This is a genomic window from Microbulbifer sp. MKSA007, from assembly GCA_032615215.1.
GTDB lineage: Bacteria > Pseudomonadota > Gammaproteobacteria > Pseudomonadales > Cellvibrionaceae > Microbulbifer.
The window spans coordinates 2,197,463-2,219,321 of record CP128433.1 but is presented as its reverse complement, the minus strand read 5'-3'; the positions used below and the strand labels follow the sequence as shown (position 1 = coordinate 2,219,321).

Annotated in this window: 20 protein-coding genes and 1 pseudogene; 7 read left to right on the top strand and 14 right to left on the bottom strand. The window is 45.2% G+C overall.

Annotated elements, in window-relative coordinates; translation table 11 throughout:
* Positions 1-13 precede the first annotated feature (13 nt).
* The 8 genes from QT397_12760 to QT397_12725 all read right to left on the bottom strand — a co-directional run bounded on the left by QT397_12760 (position 14) and on the right by QT397_12725 (position 6,533).
* A complete protein-coding gene (locus tag QT397_12760; GenBank protein ID WNZ58163.1) occupies positions 14-409 on the bottom strand; it encodes a ribonuclease E inhibitor RraB in 396 nt (131 codons plus the stop codon).
* Between the two features lie 99 nt (positions 410-508).
* Positions 509-742, bottom strand: a complete 234-nt coding sequence (locus tag QT397_12755) for a hypothetical protein (GenBank protein ID WNZ58162.1) — start codon at positions 740-742, stop codon at positions 509-511.
* 113 nt (positions 743-855) lie between these two features.
* Positions 856-1,446: a hypothetical protein gene (locus tag QT397_12750; GenBank protein WNZ58161.1), complete on the bottom strand. Its 591-nt coding sequence runs from the start codon at positions 1,444-1,446 to the stop codon at positions 856-858.
* A gap of 49 nt (positions 1,447-1,495) precedes the next feature.
* A complete protein-coding gene (locus QT397_12745; GenBank protein WNZ58160.1) occupies positions 1,496-2,860 on the bottom strand; it encodes an IS4 family transposase in 1,365 nt (454 codons plus the stop codon).
* A 394-nt stretch (positions 2,861-3,254) separates the two neighbouring features.
* Positions 3,255-3,602 (bottom strand): hypothetical protein, encoded by a 348-nt coding sequence (locus tag QT397_12740; GenBank protein WNZ58159.1) that lies wholly within the window; start codon positions 3,600-3,602, stop codon positions 3,255-3,257.
* Between the two features lie 94 nt (positions 3,603-3,696).
* The gene (locus QT397_12735) at positions 3,697-4,143 is read right to left on the bottom strand and encodes a hypothetical protein (GenBank protein ID WNZ58158.1); all 447 of its coding nucleotides are present in this window, start codon (positions 4,141-4,143) and stop codon (positions 3,697-3,699) included.
* Positions 4,144-4,217: 74 nt separating this feature from the next.
* Entirely contained in the window at positions 4,218-5,426 is a 1,209-nt protein-coding gene (locus QT397_12730) for a transposase (GenBank protein ID WNZ58157.1), read from the bottom strand.
* 510 nt (positions 5,427-5,936) lie between these two features.
* Entirely contained in the window at positions 5,937-6,533 is a 597-nt protein-coding gene (locus QT397_12725; GenBank protein ID WNZ58156.1) for an HAD family phosphatase, read from the bottom strand.
* Between the two features lie 180 nt (positions 6,534-6,713).
* Here QT397_12725 and QT397_12720 point away from each other — a divergent pair, with 180 nt between their 5' ends.
* The gene (locus tag QT397_12720) at positions 6,714-8,096 is read left to right on the top strand and encodes an amidase family protein (protein ID WNZ58155.1); all 1,383 of its coding nucleotides are present in this window, start codon (positions 6,714-6,716) and stop codon (positions 8,094-8,096) included.
* 6 nt (positions 8,097-8,102) lie between these two features.
* Here the strand turns inward: QT397_12720 and QT397_12715 are convergent, their stop codons facing one another.
* From QT397_12715 to QT397_12700, 4 genes are all read right to left on the bottom strand, one after another.
* Entirely contained in the window at positions 8,103-8,990 is an 888-nt protein-coding gene (locus tag QT397_12715; protein WNZ58154.1) for an SMP-30/gluconolactonase/LRE family protein, read from the bottom strand.
* Positions 8,991-9,136: 146 nt separating this feature from the next.
* Complete coding sequence (locus tag QT397_12710) at positions 9,137-9,961, bottom strand: transporter substrate-binding domain-containing protein (GenBank protein WNZ58153.1); 825 nt, start codon at positions 9,959-9,961, stop codon at positions 9,137-9,139.
* 303 nt (positions 9,962-10,264) lie between these two features.
* A complete protein-coding gene (locus QT397_12705) occupies positions 10,265-11,395 on the bottom strand; it encodes a methyltransferase (protein WNZ58152.1) in 1,131 nt (376 codons plus the stop codon).
* Between the two features lie 74 nt (positions 11,396-11,469).
* Positions 11,470-12,063, bottom strand: a complete 594-nt coding sequence (locus QT397_12700; GenBank protein WNZ58151.1) for a TetR/AcrR family transcriptional regulator — start codon at positions 12,061-12,063, stop codon at positions 11,470-11,472.
* A 548-nt stretch (positions 12,064-12,611) separates the two neighbouring features.
* Between QT397_12700 and QT397_12695 the strand changes: the two genes are divergently transcribed.
* On the top strand, positions 12,612-14,843 hold the full coding sequence (locus QT397_12695) for a M12 family metallopeptidase (protein ID WNZ58150.1): 2,232 nt from the start codon (positions 12,612-12,614) through the stop codon (positions 14,841-14,843).
* A gap of 94 nt (positions 14,844-14,937) precedes the next feature.
* Positions 14,938-15,591, top strand: coding sequence for a DUF4279 domain-containing protein (locus tag QT397_12690; GenBank protein WNZ58149.1), 654 nt, complete (start codon positions 14,938-14,940; stop codon positions 15,589-15,591).
* 623 nt (positions 15,592-16,214) lie between these two features.
* Here the strand turns inward: QT397_12690 and QT397_12685 are convergent.
* Positions 16,215-16,541, bottom strand: coding sequence for a group II intron maturase-specific domain-containing protein (locus QT397_12685; GenBank protein WNZ58540.1), 327 nt, complete (start codon positions 16,539-16,541; stop codon positions 16,215-16,217).
* Positions 16,542-16,661: 120 nt separating this feature from the next.
* Positions 16,662-17,307 (bottom strand): annotated as a pseudogene (locus QT397_12680) (reverse transcriptase domain-containing protein).
* Between the two features lie 932 nt (positions 17,308-18,239).
* On the opposite strand from QT397_12680, the gene csrA reads away from it, so the two are divergent.
* From csrA to QT397_12660, 4 genes are all read left to right on the top strand, one after another.
* Entirely contained in the window at positions 18,240-18,428 is a 189-nt protein-coding gene (gene csrA / locus QT397_12675; protein ID WNZ58148.1) for a carbon storage regulator CsrA, read from the top strand.
* A gap of 264 nt (positions 18,429-18,692) precedes the next feature.
* Positions 18,693-20,192, top strand: coding sequence for a TonB-dependent receptor (locus QT397_12670; protein ID WNZ58147.1), 1,500 nt, complete (start codon positions 18,693-18,695; stop codon positions 20,190-20,192).
* Complete coding sequence (locus QT397_12665) at positions 20,189-20,800, top strand: TonB-dependent receptor (GenBank protein WNZ58146.1); 612 nt, start codon at positions 20,189-20,191, stop codon at positions 20,798-20,800. The genes QT397_12670 and QT397_12665 overlap by 4 nt, the downstream gene beginning before the upstream one ends.
* Positions 20,800-21,303 (top strand): hypothetical protein, encoded by a 504-nt coding sequence (locus QT397_12660; protein ID WNZ58145.1) that lies wholly within the window; start codon positions 20,800-20,802, stop codon positions 21,301-21,303. Before QT397_12665 ends, QT397_12660 begins: the two co-directional genes overlap by 1 nt.
* Positions 21,304-21,859 lie beyond the last annotated feature (556 nt).

The following is a 21,859-nucleotide window of genomic DNA, read 5'->3' as shown; positions in this document are numbered from 1 at the left end:
TTGACTTGTTAAATTACTCAACAACCGGAGTTCCCCAGCCGTCATAATCAGCATCAAACTCGTTTGCCAGCTTGAGCATTAAAGAGTTTTCACTGTTAATTACTTTAATGTCTAAAATGGTCTCTTTAATTAAGTCGCCATACCAGTAATGAGTGCCTTCATGTACGTTGTCACCGACATTAGCTACACGGTAACCAAGAGATTCTCCTTTAGCCATAAGCTCTTTAAGTGAGTTAGAGCTAAAGCAATAAAAATGATGCTCAAGAGGGTGCGGTTTACTTGGATCAGAACCAGCATCAATGAGCGCTTGAATCGTTTTGCCATTCATTTCCATATTTGGTGGAAATTCGGCCGCTTGAGCGCCACTAAACCCTAGCGCGGCCATTATTGAAATAAGAAGCTTCCTCATGACTTTCCTTGGTAATTTAACGCAAAGCTAAAAGGCCGGAGGCATTTTTTTGCCGGAGGTCCAGCCCACGTTTTTTGGGGGCGAATTTTCAGCGTTTTGTTATAACGTCTCATCTAATCTCTCTGATACAGAAAGGCTTTTTCTAAGTAGCAGCGAGACCAAATATATAATTGCCAGAGGAGGTAATAATGCCATAAATCCACCAACTACAACCGCTCGTTTAACCTTTAAGGTTTTTTTGATAGCTAGCATATAGCTAAGAGCTAATACAACACAAAACCATAGCAATATACCCAGGGCTTCGATATTGGAAATATTAAACAGCTCGTACATTCCGCATTATCCATTAAGGAGCTATAACGCCTCAAACACCGGATTGGTGATGTTGGCGGCTTTTTTGGAACAAAAAAGGTGACAGCTTTACCAAGTCCGAGTGATTTGACTTGTTACCTGTTGCCACGTAAGAAGCTCCCCAATTTTTTAAAACTAAACCCCACCCCTGATATATTTGGCTCTAATATAATTGAATCTACAATAGCCGACCCGATTCCTTTCTGTGCTTCTTTAGCAATGCTGAAGTCAGAAAGGTCTTTCCCTAATTCTATGTCCGAAAATAGTCTTTCGACTAAAGCTACAACCTCGGTTGTAGTAGAGCAAAACTTTTTCAAGGGAATTAGAACAAGTTTTAGGTCACTCTCCTCTTGCTCCCGGTATAGACCTCGCCTGCGACTGTAGCCATGATTGTTTTCTAAGAAATATGAAGGGTGCGCATTTGTAACCAATATCGCTGGCAATACATCCTCGCCCCTTTCATTGTTAATTTGGTGCCAAGAAAAAACCTCATTATCAAAATGAGCCAATTCAGTCCCCTTTATTACTACAGCCCGATTTTGGGCAGCAAGGTTTGCCATTTTATCGAAATTTTCGTTTAGCGCTCTGGCTAAAGACTCATGCCACCCATACTCAAGCAAATAGATCAAATAATCTCTATTTTCACTTTTGGGAATATTAGTCAACGAGTGCACATGCAAACCCATATGTTATTTTCTCCTAGACAGGTAACGCCGCGCCTGTGTTTTATACACATCATTTAAGTTCATTTAAAGCCTCTGCTGCCTCCATATAATGGAGAAGTTTAGTGTACCCCTGCCAAACGGTTTTAACTCCAGGCTCACCATCGCCGCTCCGCCCCAGAAAGCCTCCAAGTCCTGCCAACATACGAGTTATATCTCTCATACTTGGAGCTTCATTTGGTGGGGAGGTTTTAGCTTGCATTATCCATATCATACGCCACTCTTTTTCAGAGTAGACTTTCGTACACGACGTATCAGGAAGCGTTCGTGCCCGTGTTGTCATGGAGTGTAGACGCCACCCAATAATCATATAGATTGCAATACAGTTCAGCATTCGCTGCTCGGTTCTAAAGCGATTACTTTCTATCTGGCATCCGCCTTTCACCACTCGGAAATAGGTTTCAATTTCCCATCGACTTCGATACCACTCAATAATGATCCTCGCTTGCTTAAAGTCCTCAACTGCAAGATCGGTCAGCAGCATCCATTCAATACCTTTTTCCCCTTCTGGTGGGCTTAATTCCTTAGCAAAGACTGCGTAGAGAGAAAGAGGTCGTTTTGATTTTCCTTTTCCCTGCAATCTTACTTCTGCAATGGATACACTGACCTTAGCTTCCCTTTCTGGCTGTCCATTCCTTTTGGGGATACCTACTGAGTATTTCCCGATGGACTTCTGCTTGGTCATATAGTCCCAAAGTAAAGTCGTATCTTCTCCTTCGATCTCTAAACTACGATTAGCCTTGGCTCGAATAATATAGCTTGCACGCCGCTGTTCATTTTGATCTTCAGCTAATTGAAACCACTCATGAATATCCCCCTCTCTATCCGCGATGCTCACAATCGTGGTTTCAGGGCAGCGCTCTTGTATCTCACAAGCTGATTCATAATGGTCTAACCAGCGTCGACTCTCTTTATCTTGTATCGACTTGGTATAGCGAGAATTAGCACTAGATTCTTTATCTCGCTGCCACATGCTACCCTCAATAATACCCAGATTATCTCTGGATGGTGTTATAGCGATAGACGTATGTAGGAGCTGCTGATTAGTCTCTTTGCGTCGGAGTGTTCCCATTTCTTTGCTTTCTAAATCGGTAGCAAAATTTAGGAAAGTGGTATCCTGAGGGATAAGAACAACTGGTTGAACCTTGATTCTTTCAAGAGTGGCTGATTTATGGCCACTCATAATGGAGTCAAAGCTGACTTTATCATTTTCGATAAATCGATAGGCTGCAAAGGTTTCTGCCCAAGACTTGTTTGCACAGGGAATGCTACCCTTTGGGTCGGAACTTAAATTACTGAGAATATTGGACAAGCGCTTATTCAATCGTGTATCACCCATAACCTGATTTTTCACTTCGTCCCTGACCCAGTCCTGCATAATTATCCAGCCAAATTTGTAGCCCCTATAACGTACAAACTGTAACTCATTGATTTTTATAATAAAACTGAAAAAACTTGTGTATAAAACTTAGCGCCGCGCTCAGAGGCGGCTTACTTTGGGCGCTTTATGCGCGAAAATAGGAGCAAAGCGACTGCGCATAAAGTGCACAAAGTAAGACGTCGCCTTGCAGCGCTTTGTTAGGGCTAACCCCGGGCACTGCCTCTATGCTTAAGCCAAAACCCAGAATGATGCTGTGCAACCGACAGCCCTAAGTAGAAACGCTCGATGTTCAGCTGTGATTTTGGAAACGTGAATTCACGCACGAACATCGATTGCAAGAGTACTAGTGCCGCCCCTATCTGGGTAGAAGACTCCGGCCCATGCCCGCCATTTATATAGCTGGGAAAAAGTCCATCATTTCCCTGAAATGAAGGCGAGCCATTGCAACAGCAATTTGTGGGCTAACCATACTACCATTTTTGAAGCGGTTCTTTAGCTCTTCCAGGTGCGACTTATTCTCCGAGACAATGAGGCACATACATGCAATTAAGTGCGAACGCCAATTCACATCAAGTAGCAGAGTTTCATAACCTGCATGTTCGGTTTCAAGCTCAGTAGCTAGAGCACTAAAGATAGAAAGATCACTTTCTACTTCAAATGGTTGAAAACTCAAATCAAAGGCCTTCAGGTAGAAGCTACCATCATTACTGAGCTCTTCTAACCTCTTAAATACGTTCATCTACCAATTGCCCTAACGCTTTTGTAAACGGCGAGCGACGCAAGAGCGAGTCCAGCGGAGCACCGAAGGTGTGTAGCGGTGTTTGACAAACTTGTTAGAAGTATTGTGCAAAGTGCTCATCAAATGACCTGTAGCGACCAAGACAGATCGTATCAAACTCGTCTAGATCTCTTTTCTTGAATACACCAATATTTCTTAATGCTTGGTTAATACCGCCTTCAGTTTCTTCCATTACAACTTTACTATCAGAATACACCGCAGCGTATTGCTTACCGATACCACCAAAGTAGTCGGTAAAAATAATTGCATACCTCTTTAAGCCCAGCTCTTTAGCAAAATAATGGGTAACAGGGCAGTTTAAAACAATTTTCCCATTACTTTCATTTGATATTAACAGTTTTTCTGCCCAATGATCTGAATGCCCTGCATTTAGACCTACGATCGAGAACCCCTCATGGTTGACACACGGCAACTCGAATTTCCTTAGTAGCTCTGCATCGATATCGCCTTTGGCTACAATTGCTTCTATATGATGCCCCACGAATTCTCCTTCGTACTTCTAACGCTTAGATAACCTGCACTGCAGGCGGTAAAAAAAATGACCTGGCATTGAATTTAGGCCGAACTAAAGAGGCCCATTCCTGCAGTGTCTGGTTCATCGCCATGTTGTACATTCCCGCCGGCACTATCTTGCCGAGCCGCCCCCTTTATAAAGGAAATTCCTTTTTTCGCCTTAGACCACACTCGGCCAGTCAACTTTGTAGATTCATGGCACTGCCCACACTCTACCATCAGATCTTGGATTTGCAATCCAGCTGGGAGTCGTTGATCTTTCATTAAACCCACTTGATTACTACATAGATCGTGCTTTTTCTTATTGCACCCAGCATATAATCCATAACTCCGTACCATGTGTTTTCCTATTGGAGGTATGTGCTGCAAGACACGTCTTAAGAACTCCTGAGGCTTTAACCGAAGTTGCTTACGTCGCTGGTCACGGTGATCAAAATAACGAAAATCCAGCCCCTTATGATCCACGTTTAATATCTGCTTTGGCTTAAGCGGGCCACCTTTGATGTAGCGTGAAAAATACAGCAGAACGCCTTGACCATGCTCATACCGTTCTTGAATACGAACCGACCATTCCTTGCGATAGCAAGCTTTAAAGAGGATATCAAACTGGCCAATTGACCAACTGGGAGGAAGCTTGAGTAACCCGGCACGATACTGTTCTAATAAAAGCGCTTGAAATTTTCCCCTATAAAGACTCTTAACCACTCGCACAGGCAATAAATATTCACCTGTTTCTTTCCATTTTTCCCTTAAAGTCAAGCCGCCAGCAGTTATCAAACAGTGTATATGGGGATGTAAAGTTAACTGTCTTCCCCAAGTATGCAGAGCCATAAGCATCCCGGGAGTTACTCCGTGATAGTCTTTACTCGCCATTAATTCAAACAGGGTTTCTTTACTCGACAAAAAGAGTATATCTGTAAGCTTCTCTTCGTTGTATTGCCATAACGGCAGATACTCATGAGGTATAGTAAAGACCACATGAAAATGTTCTGTATCAAATAATTTACGACGCTGCTGATCAACCCACTGGAGCTGTTTTCTGCCTGAGCAGAGGGGGCAACTTCTATGCCTACAAGAATGATGCTGTTCAGTGACATGGTTGTGCTTACAACGATAATAACTGCTTCCCATCGATTTTGTACGGCATTCTTGTATCGAGGAGATAGCCTTTAAATTTTTTAGTGGTTGCGCAGTTTTAGATAAATAACCACTGTACGCAGAAAATATATTTTGCAATACCCGGTTATGCATTTTCTAAAATGCCTCTTATAATTTAAAAGTGGCACCACTCCCGCGCAGCGGGTTTGTACAACAGCTATATAGTAATCATTCTGATCACTATTATATTGACTACTATCTCATAATCAATCTACCGCCACCACTACAGTTTCCCATAGAAAATCAAGTGGTTATATTAAAATGGCACGATCGAACAAACTACAAAAACGATCACTATGACTACTATCTCAATTTCGCCCTGCTCACGTAACCCAATGATTTCAGGGTGTTTCCCACAAAATTTCAGCCTAACTCAGAAATAACACTCACCATGATCATATTTAACCAAGCTGGCGCTTACTAACTGGCATAAATCATATTGCTTGCCCCGATAATTGAGTAAGCCGAATCATGAGTGCCCCCTGAAAATGCTAATTTAGATAGCAGCAATCATCTTGAGGGTATGTTGCTGGGGAGGATGAATAGATTTCAGAAATTAGAAAATTATCCTCTCAAGGTGGTCAGTTAGACTCCCCATCTATCTTAATTTTTGTAGCTCTTCTCTTGAATATTAATACGCTCTAGAACCTCCAACACCGAATCAAAGCCCTTGGTATGAAACGCATTCATACCCACCTTATTCGCCACCTCTACATTTCTAGGGATATCATCCATGTAGACAACACTACTGGCTTCAACTTCCAGCTGCTCAAGCGCGTGCTTGAAAAATGCTTCATCGGGCTTTGCCATACCTATAAGGTGGGAAGCGAATATTGGGCCCAAATAGTTATGTGCATTAAATTCATGAGTGATGCGTGGCCAGTGAAGTTCATTGGTATTTGTCAATGCGGCCACTCTGTAATTTTTCTCTAGAGAACTGAGTAATTCAATTGCTCCTGGATAGAATCCCGTAGGCCAGTTTGTGAAATGATCGATTATCGTCTCTATCGATTCCTCTATTTCCAATTGAGACTTTAAAGCGTTTGCAAATTCTTCTGTGGTGATTTCTCCTCTCTCAAACTGCCTTACCGGACCGGAGATAATAACATCAGTCACAGGCGCTTTACCGGTTGGTAATGGACGGCCTTTTAGCTCTATTAGTACGCCGCCGAGATCAAACAGTAATACATCAACTTTCAAAACCCATAACCCTCATATTTTCAACGGTCAGAAACGCGCTGCTCACTCCTCACCATCAGATACACCTCGGTGAGATCAAGGCTAGTGCTATCAAATTAGCCAATATCATTCTTATCGTCCCACTTTCTTCCTCTCTATGATCTAAGATCCCAAGTACAATCAGAAGCTAGTAAGCAAACTATGACGACTTCCCTTCATGAGCTTGTGGAGATAGTGCTCGCAAGAAAGATTAGCGCAGTATCACTGATTGAAGAAGCTTGTGACAATGCAGTTGCTCATTCCGAACTCAATGCTTTTATCTGCCTCGATCGGCATAGCGCCCTTCAAAAAGCCAAATGCATTGACAGGGAATTGGCCTCCGGTAGCCACCGTAGGCCCCTTGCCGGTATCCCCATCGTTGTTAAAGACAACATCAATGTAAAGGGTATGCATACCACTGCTGGGACCCTTGGCATGAACTTTCTGCCGGAGTCCTCTGCCCCAGTGGTTGAGCGACTCGAGGGATGTGGGGCCATAGTGGTTGGGAAGACCAATCTACATGAACTTGCCTTTGGCGTAACCTCCAATAACGCTGCATTTGGTGCCGTAAGGAATCCGTGGGACATCGCTTGCTTCCCCGGCGGTTCATCGGGGGGCACCGCTGTTGCTGTAGCTGCGGGGATTGTGCCCGCTGGCCTCGGCACCGATACCGCCGGCTCCGTCAGATTACCGGCGGCGTTAACTGGTATTGTTGGCTTTCGCCCTTCAACTGGCAGCCTTCGCAGCCACGGAGTCGTACCCTCTGTGCCTGCATTTGACACAATCGGCCCTATGGCTGTTAGTGTCGAAGATACCATCTATCTGTTTGAAGTGATGACAGGGGTCTCCGTACCCCAATGCAAGCCAATCAATCAGTTGCGCTTGGGGCTAGCCCATCCTCTATTTGACAACCTCTCACCTGGAGTAAGCCAGTCTTTCAGGGCTCTAATAAGTACCCTTATTGATGCCGGAGTAGACCTGGTAGAAGTAGACCTTTCGCCAATAGTCAGCGCCGCTCTCGAAATCGGATTTCCCATCGGGTTTCATCAGATGCGGACAGCCATGGGGCATTTCCTGGCGAATTATCAACCACAAACTCAACTAGAGGGTTTGGTAGCAATGATCAAGAGTGAGGATGTGAAAGCGGTCTATCAGGAATCAGTGCTCGGGCCTAAGTCACCGCCAGACTCAGCCTATCAAGCGGCCTTAAAGAAGTTACCTGCTGTGCGCGACAGCTATTCGAAGATCATCCAGCAGCATCAACTGGACGCGATCGTATTTCCAACTGCGCCAATCGAAGCGCAACCCCTGGAAACATCCTCATACCAACTGGAGCTAAATGGACAGACACTCCCCACCCTGGACACACTGATATACAACAATGTCTCCGCACCAGTTACCGGTGCCCCAAGCATCAGCATCCCCATCGGGCCTGGTACCAATGGATTACCGGTGGGCCTGGAGATAGATGGGTTACCTGGAGCGGATTTGGCACTACTTGCCGTAGCTAGACAGATCGAACAGGTAATAACACTCCAAAAGTAAGAGGAACTATCCCCCCTCTTCCCCTCGGGGAATTGTCTTCCATATAGCGGTATTACTTGATGAGTAAATTGCTTTACCGTCAGTTGCTACGCTATATACACCGCCGGGAACAGGGTAAAGATTAACCAGGGAGCCGTTCTCTCGATAGTGTCGCAGTCCGTCACCTGCCGCCACCCACAGATCATTTTTGGGGCCAGTAACAATAAAACCATCAGGAATCCCTACTGGTACCGACAACACCCATTGCTTCTCTTCCAATTTTTCCGGGGATGGCAAAGCGCTTACATAAATGTCTTTTGTTTTTTTGGGGTTGTAAGGATTCTTTCCATCGATAGCTGCAGTATCACCAATATAGATTTGGTTGCCTATTGGGGAGATTGCCAACCCATGAGGCATCATGTACTCCGCTGACAAGCGAATTAACTTTTTTGTTGAAGGATCAAAAGCATAGACAGCTGGCGTTAACATTGGCTCAGGCTTGAAGCCTTGGTTGTAGCCATAATCTGGATCGGTGAAGTAGATCCAGCCAGAGGGTGACTGTACAACTTTATTGGGTGAATTAAATGGCTTACCTTTATAGGCATCTACTAGCACTTCTCGTTGCCCGCCTGAAAGGCTTCTGCGGCTGATAGCGCCCGGGGTTGCTCCTTTCCCCTGCTCTGCAACCAGTAAATGTTCACCGTCATTGCTAAGCCACATGCTGTTTGCCATATTGCTTCGGTGTTTCCAGGTTACAACTTCGCCAGTAATAAAGTCGTAGTAACGGATCGCTATCTGTGGATTCTCAATCTCTAAATCTGGAACACTGGTGAAGTAGAGACGTTTCTGGGAGGGTACATAAACAAGCCCTTCATGTGCATCCGTTTCCACCAAGATCGAATGGGTAGCCTGCATCGGGGAATTCCCCAGTAGATAATTGTTGTAAGTAATAGCCAAGAAAAGGACTGAGCTGAAAAGCAAAGAAAAGAAGGCACTGGAGGATTTAGTAGTCATATCGCCCCTAATTAGACTTTATCTGTACGGATAGTTCTGCGACTACTCTACTGTGAGCCGCTGAAGGTATCATCAGGGTCATTCTCTGACCCCACACTGGAAACGGCCTTATCCAGCATTCTATTGATCTCCCCACTCTCCTTTAAGCTCTCTAGAGCGGCATTTAGTCGTTCGAGCAGTTCCTTATTCCCTTTCTTAACACCGATACCAAAGGGCTTTGGCGGGAAGTCTCCACTAATATTCACCAGACGATATAAAGTCGGATAGGCTGATGCCTTACGCAAAAGTACCAGGTTAATAATGTCATTGGAGGCAGCATCAGCATTTCCGCTTTGAACAGCCTCTAAGGTCGCTGAGCTTGTGGGCGCTACAACCAATCTTGCCCCCTCCAATGACGGCAGGACAGCACGCATTCTTTTTAGGGAAAGTGAGCCTTTAGTAACAGCAATTATCTTACCCTCCAGATCGATAAAGCTCTCAATATCGCTATCTTTATGGACCAATAAACCCTCCCCAGTGACGTAATAAGGAATCGAAAAGTCCACTTTTTCTTCGCGCTCTGGAGTGATGGTAAACTGGGATACCACCATATCCACTCTTCCGTCTTCAAGTGCCTTTATACGATCCTCATCCAGCACACGGGTTAGCCTTATATAGCCAGGGCCGCCAAATAACTTCTCCCCAATTGCCCTGACCAGGTCAGGCTCAAAGCCTTCTATAGCGCCAGAAGAGGGTTCTCTATACGCCAACCCTGGAATATCATAAGTAACCCCAGCAACTAGCTCTCGATCCTCAAGATCAGCCCAAACATACCCCACATAAATAACCGATAAAACTAGCAAGCTGCCTATTAGACGGGACACTAGATACATAGCTAAGATCCAGTAATTTCAAATATATTGGCTCAGAGCCCCCTAAGTAATTCTGTAATATCCACTGAGACACCAAAGGCCGAAACCTTAGTCGACTAGCAGAAAGAGGCTATAGGTAAATATAGGCGTATATAAAACCAATACAGGTGATACTGCACTTTAAGCTACTACGGATATTGGCTTGCTGGCGTATCTATAGTTGATAAGCAGACTATTCGTGCCACCAATACAATAAGCGCAATGTTTTTTCATTTTCACGATTAATAACATTGCGCTTGTTGACACCCACTTACTGCTTAGCACCTAACCCTTTCTCTTTTTCAACACCATCAGTTTTGCAAAGGTACGCACGGAGACTGTCTCCACCAAGTAGAAAGGACTATCACCAAACAGTTGATTCCATTCACTCAACGTTCGCTCCCGCCCACGAGTTCCCATCAACATCTGCATGTCCATGGCAGCCAAATTAAGGTCTGCGCCCTTCTCAGGTAATACTGCGTCAACAATGGCGAGCGTAGCATTTTGCCCTTGCATGGCAGAGTAAATATTATTGAGGAGTCGCTTTGCCTTACTGTCATTCAGCAAGTGGAAAACGGCCGTACACAAGTAGATATCCTTATCACTATTAGCTACCGGCAGCCTATCGTTAATAATATCTGCTGGGAAGAAGTCCAATCGCTCTTCAACTGAATCACTCAGTGAGTTTTTCCAGTACTCTCTTGCCGTCCCCTCAACATTATTCCTGTCGACCACCATCGCCGTTATGTTTTTATATGAAGAGAGGACACTCGCACTTTTGCTGCCTTTTGCCCCACCCAAGTCAATAATTCTATCAAACCTGCTCCAATCAAAATCTTGTAAATACTGTAGCCCGGTAAGATTATCAACGGTATCCATAGCGTCCGAAAACAGCGTGCTAACAGATTGATGATCATTCATATAATCAAACATTTCCTGATCATAAACACCTTCAAAAGGCACACTCCCATCTTTAATATGGTCTTCAAACCCATTAAACCAAGGCTTACTGAACTCAGGGGAGTTATGCATAAGCACCATGCTTCTTACGCTGTTGCTGGCATCACTGCGCAACACTTCAGAGTTTCGATTATGTGAAAAGTGCCTTGCTTTTACCTCCTTAAAAATCCCCATTGCACACAACATCCTCATCAATCGATATAGATGCTCTTTATCTGCATTACAATCATTTGCCAGTTTTTCTACTGGAACGACTTCACCGTTAATATGATCAGCTATATTTAATCGGACAGCCGTATACAGACATCTAGACTGCCAAAATAGCGATCCAATTTGCATTACTCGAAATGGAGGCGGCATCAGAGCATTAGGAATATTACAAATACTATTAATCATATTAGAAGCGCGTTGAAAGACCCAATTTACGGCCCTATTTCTTTGCATCGACTGGGGCATAAGAACTCCTCAGAAATAACATCTGATTAAAAATAGATATAAGGGACCGGCCTCAACTTGCTGAGGCCATATCGTTATAAGCTTTGCAAACCTGACTTCAGAAGTCGGCCATTAAACTCTGCAAGCTGTTTTAAGAAATCGGGGTCCATAACGTGCCCCATCTGCTCTTCCAGGACGGGTTTGGCCAACATCGGCAACATAGCCAAACTGACAAATGAAATCCTGAGCAAATCATACTTGGGGTCTTCAGATTCGGCTTCTTCACCTTTAATTTCAGCTAACCGCCGAGAACCTCTTTGGCGCCCCCGCTCCAGGAGCTGACGGATCACATTTTTCCCCGGGCCTTGATTAAGGGCCATGACTTTCAGGATCAGAGCCGGAAACTTGGGATTCTCTTGCATGGTGGAGTAGTAAAGGGCAAAGAAATCTCCAAAATCCCAATCGCCATCAAGGCTGAGTTGCTCTACGGCCTCGATCAATGGCAGAAGGGTTTGGCGGATCATATCTTCATAGAGGCCATCCTTGCTACCGAAGTAATATCGAATCATCGATACCGCCACTCCAGCCTTAGCAGCGATCTGGCGAGTTGTGACCCGGTGGTACTCATCGTTCAAAAAGCACTCTCGCGCCGCATCGATTAGCCGATTGGCAACATCCGACTCCTGCATAGGCCCGCTCCTTCCTATCTAGCTTGCAAGAGAGGCTAACAGGGTACCCTACTGCCTTCCAGGCCATTTGTTGTTCAATTTGAGGGGTTTGTACGACTGCTTGAGGTGGCCGTATATCCTCAAACTGGATACGACCCCACTCATTCATATGAAATTGTCTCGAAGATATTCGTAGTTTAGAGCAAGTGGATTTGAATCTGGCACTATTTACCCAGCTAACAAAGCACCTGGGTGATCCCTAATATTCAGAACACAAGTATTGCTAATAACACCAAGATATACACTCGAAAATTGATAGTCATCCTCTACATTTTATCTCGTTCGTGAGTTCGCCCTTCCAGAAATGCCACGAATCAAATCTCGCATTCTGAATCAACTTAAAACCACCTATCGACCTCAAATCCAAACATCGGTATTCTCCCGCGCGGCGGCATATTCATCCTGATTTAACTTGTTGCCAGAGTTAATCAGACATGCCTCCTACTCGACTATTTATGGATAAAAGTTTGGCAAAACTTTAAAAACATTTTCAAAGCAGGAACATGAAAATGAAACTATTTACCAGTACCACACTGGGAATTTCAGCAACCCTAACTTTAACTTTTCAGTCTGCAATGGCATACAGCCAGGCTGTAGATATAACGATACCAAGCTACACCGGCAATGAGTTTGCTCAATTGGAAGAGCAACCCAAATCGAGCCAAGTCATTATTGATGGCAAGCTATACCAGCTGACCGGAGATATGCTGGAGCCAGTTCAAGAGGATTCCGGTCAAGTTAGCATTATGTCCGCTGTTGAAATATCAGCGAATAAGTGGCCTGATGGAATCATATATTACGACTTTTACGATAGTGTCACTGAAGAAAATCAACAGCGTTTTATCGACGCCACCAAAGTCTGGGAAGAAATTGCAGACTTACAATTTTTAAGACGCACTGATCAATCTGACTACGTTCACGTAAGAAACGGAACTGAAAACCGCTCCATGGTTGGAAAGACTGGCGGCGGGCAATTCTTCAGCATGAACAACTGGGATACCAAGTACATTATTGTCCATGAATTGGGTCATGTTATTGGTATGAGGCATGAACATCAGCGATCTGATCGTGATGAATATGTCGAAATCATTGAGGATAATATTAAACCCGAGTATGTCCACAATTTTGATATACGGCAAACCCACAACTACAGTAACTATGACTTCCTGTCTGTAATGCACTATCCATCACGTGCATTTTCGGTTAATGGGCAAGAGACTATTATCCCTAAATCGGGTTATGAGCACTTCAGCCGTATAATGGCCCAGCGTATCGACTTGGGCGGCGGTGATCAGGTTGCAGCAGCATCGCACTATGGCACGATCAATATTAATATTCCTGACCCTGCATTCAAGTCATATTTGACGTCCTATTTCGACACAAACAACGATGGTGAAATTGACAGCCTGGAAGCAGCAAGCATTGAAGAAATTCGCACTCCTGGCAACGGGGAAATCCAGTCACTGCAAGGTATTCACGTATTCCGATACTTAAAGCACTTAACCGCTGTTAATGAAAACCTCACAGAGTTACCCGAATTACCTAAACGTCTAGAAACGTTAAATATTGCCGGCAACTACTTGGATACTGCGCAATTCGAGTGGGTAATGGATCGACATTTCTTAACTGATATTGATGTTACGGACAATCTCCTCGATGTCTACTCCTGCGAAGCGCTTGAATTAATTGATTCTTATCTTAATGAAGGGAGCATTAGCTTCAGCCCCGCTAAAGGGGGTATTTCATTAGTTTGTGATGAGGAGGCAGAGCTAACTCTCCTCCCATCAAAAACGCGAGAGAACTTAAGTAGCAAAGGCGAAAAAGTATTCCATATTGACGTGCCCGAAAATGCTCAAACCCTGACAGTTATTACTGACAATTCAGGCGATGAACTGGGCGGTGAAATGAATATGTACGTGGCCTATAATCGCCAACCTACCCCAGCCGATTTTGACTTCAGTTCTGAAAATAGCGGTAATATTGAAGATATTGAGATCACTTCGCCGGAAACCGGCCGCTGGTACATATTACTGTCTCCTATCGAACGCTCCTTCGAGGGTGTAGATTTAACGGCAACGGTAACCCTGGCTGATCAGTCCGACAATATTCTGGTTAATCAGAAACCTGTCAGCGGTCTTAATGCCAGTGCAGGAGAGTCGTTGTTCTACACCATCACAGTACCGGAAAATGCCAGCGACCTTTCATTTGAGATAACCGGTGGTAGTGGCGATGCGGATCTCTATATTCGTTTTGCTAGCAGACCAACTGAATCGGTCTATGATTATCGGCCCTATTTAGGTGGCAATGAGGAGTCCGTTGCTATAGCAAACCCAACTCCCGGAATCTGGCATGTCATGCTCCACGGCTATACAGACTTCGATCAAGTATCCCTGGTCGGCTCTTTTACTGAATCATCTACTGATGAATTTTTAATCCCCGGCGAGGTTATCTCTGACCTGAATGGCCATGCAGGAGATCAATTCGAGTTTAAGATTGAAGTTCCTGAAGGAGCGACCCAGCTTTCTGTAGCTACGGGCGCAGCTCTATTCAACTCCGTTGGTGATGCAGATCTCTACATCAAGCACGGTGAACCCGCCACTGAATCAAATGCCGACTACGCTTCTGAAAACTGGGGCAACTATGAATCCATAGATTTGAACGCTCCTCAATCGGGCACTTGGTATATTACCATCTATGGTTATACCGACTTTGAAAATGTTTGGATTAGTGCTGATTATTGAAGTATAAATAACTAGTGATCGGGCAGTAGGATTGTCATCCTTTATTGACACTACTGCCCACTCTATTTTTCTGACACCTATCATTGAATACAAAATGACCGATCCGCAGCCGTATGTTTCAGCAGCTACTCAAGAACTTAACAAACCTACATTTGAACTAACAATGCAGCACTTGCAGGTTATGGAAATCGAACTTGAAAATGGCTATCCCAAAGTAGCGCGAGTGAATTTAAATCACTATGAAGACACTGTGGCTGTGTATTTCCACATTAAGAATGAACGTTTTTTTCTCGTAGTAAATGTTGCCAAATCAAGCATTCCAAACATCAAATGGATATGGGTAGAATCTGGGCATCGTGTCTATTTAACAGCAGCAACCGAAACACTCAGCTATGAAGATCTATCAAGTATACTTCCTTATGATAACTTATCCGGCTGGTCAAAAGGTGACTTGCAAAGAAATAAAAAATTAAAATATAACTTCACACGGATTTCCTATGAACCAAATATGAACGAAGCTTATGGACTAGAAGAGAAACTACTGGAATTATTAAAAGAACTAGAAAAGGAAGCTGATTCTATCCGGGAGCTTACAAAAAAAACAAAGGCATATATTTCAGTTTGCAAGCATCAATATATAAGTGCCAATGCGGGTATACACTTGGATTTAGAAACATTGAGCAGGCTAAGTGGGCTTAATCTAGCACTAGATATTGACACCCATATTTGTGGGCAAGAGATTGAATAATATTATAGGTTAATAATTATCTTACCCCTCCTTAAGAGATACAATTTTACCAAAATGGCAATTATTAAAGTAGCAACCGAATTGTAGCTTTAATACGTATAATTTACTCCCTTTAACACTACATTCCCAAATTTGGAGAGACTAGAACCTCTAGAGGTATTTTCATCTCGAACTTACCTTAGCCTGAATAGTAATATTATTTTTAAAACTCGCGATATAGAGAGTGGCAAGCAGCGTTACCCCCCTGAAATACAACAGCCAATTGCAGCCCCTTCAAAGAAACAAAAAATATAGGCACTAAAATGATCTTATTGGATTTTATTAAGTTTGTTTTAGTGTCAAAGCTGCGTAAAATTGACGAATATTTATCGGAATTAGAGTCTTACCCAGCAGTTTTTTAAGGGTCGTTGATTCAAACAAATCCAAGACTCATTTCTCAAAGGAGAACGGTAGCGTGACGTAAAAGTAAGTAAAAGGCGCTGACCCAAGGTGCTACCAACACCAGGGGCCAGCTAACCAAGTTGATAATCACACTATCAAAGGTCGAGTAGACCAAAGGAACTTCCCCTTCGACCTCTCACAGAACCGTACGTGAACCTCTCAATTCATACGGCTCTTCGTATTCAGCACATTTTCAATCTTCCCATTCTCCAGTGTGCAAACAAGCCGCGCATTTGTTGACGAACCTTTCCAATAAAGGCCCAACTCTTGAAACAGCTTCGCTTTAGATGCTTAAACTTCTTCCTAGCCCAACGCATCAGCGTTTGATCAAGATACTTCTGTAGCCGATAAACACCATATCTCCGCCCAAAGTGACCGTAATAGTTCAGCCAACCCTGTATTGCGGGATTAAGTACCTTTGCCATTTCAGATAGTGATCGATCCACCCAGTTAATCACACGCCACTGCCTAACCTTATCCTTGATCCTCTTGAAAGCTTTAGGGCTCATTGAAGGACTAAATGCGGTGAAGATCTGTCCTTGGCGATTCCTTGCTTTTCTGGGACCAAATCGAAACCCCAGAAAGTCAAAGTGGATAACTGGGTGGGAGTCTTTACGATTACTGTTCTTGCAATAGACCTTGCGCGTTTTCTCTGGATGAGCCTCAAGCCCGCAGGTAGCCAGGCGTGCTTTTAGAGCCGCCAGTAAGCGATCCGCCTCTCGAGGATTACGACAATGGTAAACAGCATCATCCGCGTAACGCTCAAAAGGAATATCTCTGTGCGTTCTCACCATCCAGGCGTCCAGCGTGTAGTGCAAAAACAAGTTTGCCAGTAGCGGGCTGATTACACCCCCTTGTGGGGTACCTTGTGTTCGCTCTTCAAGCTGTCCGTCCCGATGTTGTACTGGAGCCGTTAACCAGCGCTGTACATAGAGTCTGTACCCACCGATGATTATTATGTTTATCTAATGCCCTCAGCAGAAGTTCGTGATTAATATTGTCAAAGAAACCTTTGATATCTAAATCAACTACCCAGATTCTATCCCAGCATCGTTGTCGAGCTCGACGCACTGCGTCTATAGCAGATTTGCCTGGCCGATAGCCGTAGGAGTCAGGGTGAAACACCTTCTCCAATTCTGGCTCCAGCAGTTGCTTAGCCACCATTTGTGCAATGCGATCTTCGATTGTGGGGATACCCAATGGTCGCAGGCTGCCATCGAGTTTCGGAATATCCACTCGTTTGACGGCTGATGGAAAATAGCTGCCAGATGACATCCGATTCCATAGCTTGTAAAGGTTTTTGACGAGACTCGATTCGTATTGCTCTATCGTTATCTCATCAATCCCCGCTCCGCCGCCATTAGCCTTGATCTGCTTCCACGCTTCCCAAACCGCTCGCTTTGGAATATTGAATGGCTTTGCGCTAATCGTTAATTCCTCCCCATCTGGGTTGATTACACGGTTAGTCGCCGAATACGACAACCCCTTCGCTCCACGTCCATTACAGCCGCTTCTCCACTACTACGGGTTGTTCCGCCCCTGTGACCAGTCTTGGTACTCAACATCTTGTAGGGCCTCTACTTGACGCTCTTCCTTAACACCTGGACGACAGGTTCTCCTGTTCCACCCAAAAGCCTGTTGTGTGTTCACGCCACCTCTATGCCGGATGCCACTCGGTCGGTAAACAGGTAACCTCCATGCTTATCCCCGCACTTAGCCAGTGCACGGGTTTTGACATCATCTTGGTAATACGCTTTCGACACCTCATCAGTGGTTCATTTGCATTCGTCTCTACACAACATACCTGACGTATCTCGTACGCCTTTTCCTCAAGCGCTTCTAACCAAAGCTCTTTACTCCGATCACCTTGAGGCGGTTTGTTACCACTTCCTGCAAAGCGATAACGGAGGGCCGACCTCCATCTCCTGGATAGCACGTATTTTTTATTTATAAAAAAAATAAATAAAAAAAATACTCAGGACGCACTGGCTATATGCATAGTACGCTAGAAACCCGCTCGTGTTCAATAAAGTCGAGAAGATCCAGTAGTTTGGAGCGATTTCCCAAGCTCTGGGAGCGTAGTGCCCGCCTTTTCTTCTTTTATGCTTACCGTTCTCGCGCTCCCCCTGCCTTTCCTGCAATCACAACTTTCTAAGCCTTCCGGTTTCGGAGCCAAAAAAATAGCTTGAAATTCAGTAGGAAAAAATATGTTGATCTTGAAGCGTCGGACTGGTGAAAACCTAAGAATTGGAACAGATATCTCACTCAAAGTACTGGAGGTTAAGGGCAACCAGGTAAAGATCGGGATCCATGCCCCCAAATCCCTAGCAGTTCACCGCGAAGAAATTTATAGACGTATTCAAAGGGAGCAGAAACTCAGTAACAGAAAACGCTGAGAATCAACTTCCCTTTATATGAGGGCCCACAATGGGCCTCAACCTCAATCTATCGGCCAAGGTTTTCCAACTCTTTCACAAAGAGCAACTCACTAAGCCAACCCAAAAGAAATCCATAGGCTCCTTGAGTGTCCCCCGCTAAATTAGCGCCCTTACATCCTCGCCCGCTAAATCCAAAGCCGCTAAAACTACCACCTTTGCTCACTTGCCACGCAAATGCGAATCATTATTATGTTCGGCAGTTTACTTGCTGGAAGTCCTCTCATGTTTCGCAAAACCCTGCTAGCTACCGCACTCGCAGCCGCAGTACCCGCCTCCCTCGCCAATGAAACTCCTTCAGATCAGCCCACGGTAATGGAGGAAACCGTAGTAGTCGGCGTGCGCCAGCGCCTCTATGAGCGCGGAGCCTTGCTGGATGCAATCCAGAAAACTGAGGTTGTTGATGAAAGTCTGATCAAATCCCTGCAGGCGGTTAACCTCACTGACGCCATTGAAAAGTCCCCCGGTGTTCGGGTTTCCAATGAGTGCTCCATGTGCGGGGTCAAACGAATAATGCTGAACGGTATGCGCGGTGAGCACTCTACCATCCTCACCGACGGCGTTCCTCTTCACACCATGATGGCTGGCTATTACGCAGTGGATGCTCTGGCCACAACGGGTGTCTCTCGTATCGAAGTGGCCCGAGGTGCGGGAGCATCGCTGCTCGCACCCGAAGCAATCGGCGGAACCATCAATGTCATCTCCAAGGAAATCGAGGAAACCGGCCTCAACATCAATGCCTCTATGGAGGACAACGACAGCTATTTTCTAGGCATGATGGGCGGCTATGTAAGCGATGATGAACGCACCCGTACATCGCTGGTCATTCAGGATGATAAGCACCACCAGATGGACAATGATGACAACGGAGTTAGCGAAGCACCGCTGCAAGAGAACACCAGTTATGTAGTTCGCCTCTCCCATGACCTGGGTGAGCGGGACAACGTGGTACTGCGCACAGCCTATACTGACTCCAGTATTTTTGGCGGCCCTCAGGGATACAGCATTGGTTCCGTCCTACAAGTCTACGATGGTGTGGAATCTGACCACTTGTTTGTCGACGACGATGTGCGGCAGCAATACATTGGCAAACCCTGGGAAACTACCGAATGGATCTCCACCACTCGCAGTGAAATTTCCTCAAGTTGGCTCCACGAATTCAGCGAATCCTATAACACGCTGTTTACTGTCGCCTGGTCTGAGCACAAGCAGGACTCCTTCTACGAAGGATTCGATTACACCGCTACAGACACACTCAACTACTTCGACCTGCGCAACAATTTGATCCTTAACGATCAGCACATGCTCACCTTTGGTGTCGATCTTCGCGATGAATCCATGCGCTCCGACTCTGTCTCAGGGGAGGAAAGTGATAATTACATCGAAGACAGTTTCGACTACCAGACCACCGGCCTCTACATACAGGACACCTGGACCCTTTCACCGGATCTTGAAGTGGCACTGGCCATACGCGTAGACAACGCCAAAGCCGACTTTGTCGCCGAGCAAAAACCCGGTACAGAGATCGATGAAACGGTGGTCGCCCCGCGTATAGACCTCCGCTATCTGCACGACGACCAGTGGACCTCCCGGGTAGCGCTGGGACGAGGATACCGAGCCCCCTATCCTTTTTCGAAACAGATCACGGCATTCTTGATGCCGGTGATGGCTTTGCCATCGAGATCGAAAACCTTGAAAAATCTCTATCCGCAACTTATGCATTGAGCTTCGAGGGAGAACGCCTCAACAGCACCCTGTCTCTGGCATTTACCGAAGTAGATAACCTCGCAGCACTGAGCGAAACCGAGGATGGAGTACCACTGCTTACCCAGATGCAGGAAAGCGCCTCCGTAGGTGCTGCCGATATCACTCTCGGCTATGCGCTCACCGAAAATTTGTCCATCGGTGGCACACTGGAGACCTATGACTACGACGATGTTTTCCGGGAATCTTTTGCCATTGCTCCAGTAGAGCAGCGTGCACTATTCAATCTGGATTACAAAGCCGATTACTGGATGCTATATGCCAGCGCTACCTGGGTAGGCTCCCGGGATCTGGATGAATTTGGCTACGAAGGTTTCAACCAGTTGGGCGACTCCACTTTAAAAAGCACAAGCGCAGACGCCTATTGGACAGTAGATCTTAAATTAACCTTTGACGTCACAGAAAATCTGAGCCTGTATCTGGGCGGAAATAACCTGACAGATTACACCCAGGTTGAGGAAGGTGAGAGCCCTCTATTCTGGGATGCCAGTGGTGCCTACGACGTAGCCTATATCTACGGCCCGCTACGAGGGCGTGAATATTACCTGGGCTTCGACTGGAACCTATAATGCGAACCTGGCTCGCACTAATCACACTTCTGTTTGCGCCTGCTGGCGCAACAGAAGCTGCCATTTCCCTTTACGATTTTGAACTGCGCAGCCTCGCCGGCCCCGAGCGTATCAACTTGCAGCAATTCAAAGGGAAACCCAGCTTGATAGTACTGGTTGAACCTGACTGCCCCTGGTGCTTTCGCCAGGTTCGAGTACTCAACCGGCTGACCAGCGAGTGCCCCCAACAGTTTCAACCCATCGCCCTGGGTATCAATGGCTCCCGAAAAGCCCTACTGAATGAATATCGAAAGCTACGCCCGGAATTCCCCATGCTTCAAGCAAGCACACAGCTTCAAAAAGTACTGGGCGAAACTCCCGGAACTCCATTTAGTTTCCTTATAGCCTCCAGCGGAGAGCCTCTCAGCTGGCTAAGGGGGTATATTCCGGATAAGAAACTACAACCGATTTTGGAGAGGAGCTTTGACTTCAAATGTGAAAGTGCTCTCGGGACAGCCTCATAAATTAGAGAACTGAATACTGCAATTTTTGCTGAGATAGGAACCCTGCTAGATCTTAAGTACTTATAGATTGAAGATATCGCCAGCCAAGACTGTGAATATCAGCTAACTTAGCTAATTACCCCAATTTAGAACTGTGGCCAGAAGATCTAGGGATTATTTTAGGCTCACTAAGTCAGCGAAAGTTTACAAGTTGATATCATTATCAAGCCCGCGCCTACTCCCTTTTGGCGGTCCCCACCTAACACAAGTACCATCTTTTTCTAAAGTTCCCTTCAGTACACCACATCTAATTTGAGGCGTTGTTATTTGCTGTCTGCAATAGGCTAATGATTTATCTGGATGAGAATCTTCACAGTACTCAGCAAGTAACTCACTCGCTTTCTCCGGCCTACTTAGATAAGCAACACTAACTAGCAATAATACAACCAGCATCGCAACTCTCATGGATTAAGTCCCGGGTAATATATAGAGTTACAATAAATGGCATTATCCACAACACAACCTTCTTCTTAAAATTCCAAGTCGTATTAGCAATGTAGGGCACCCAACAAAGCCA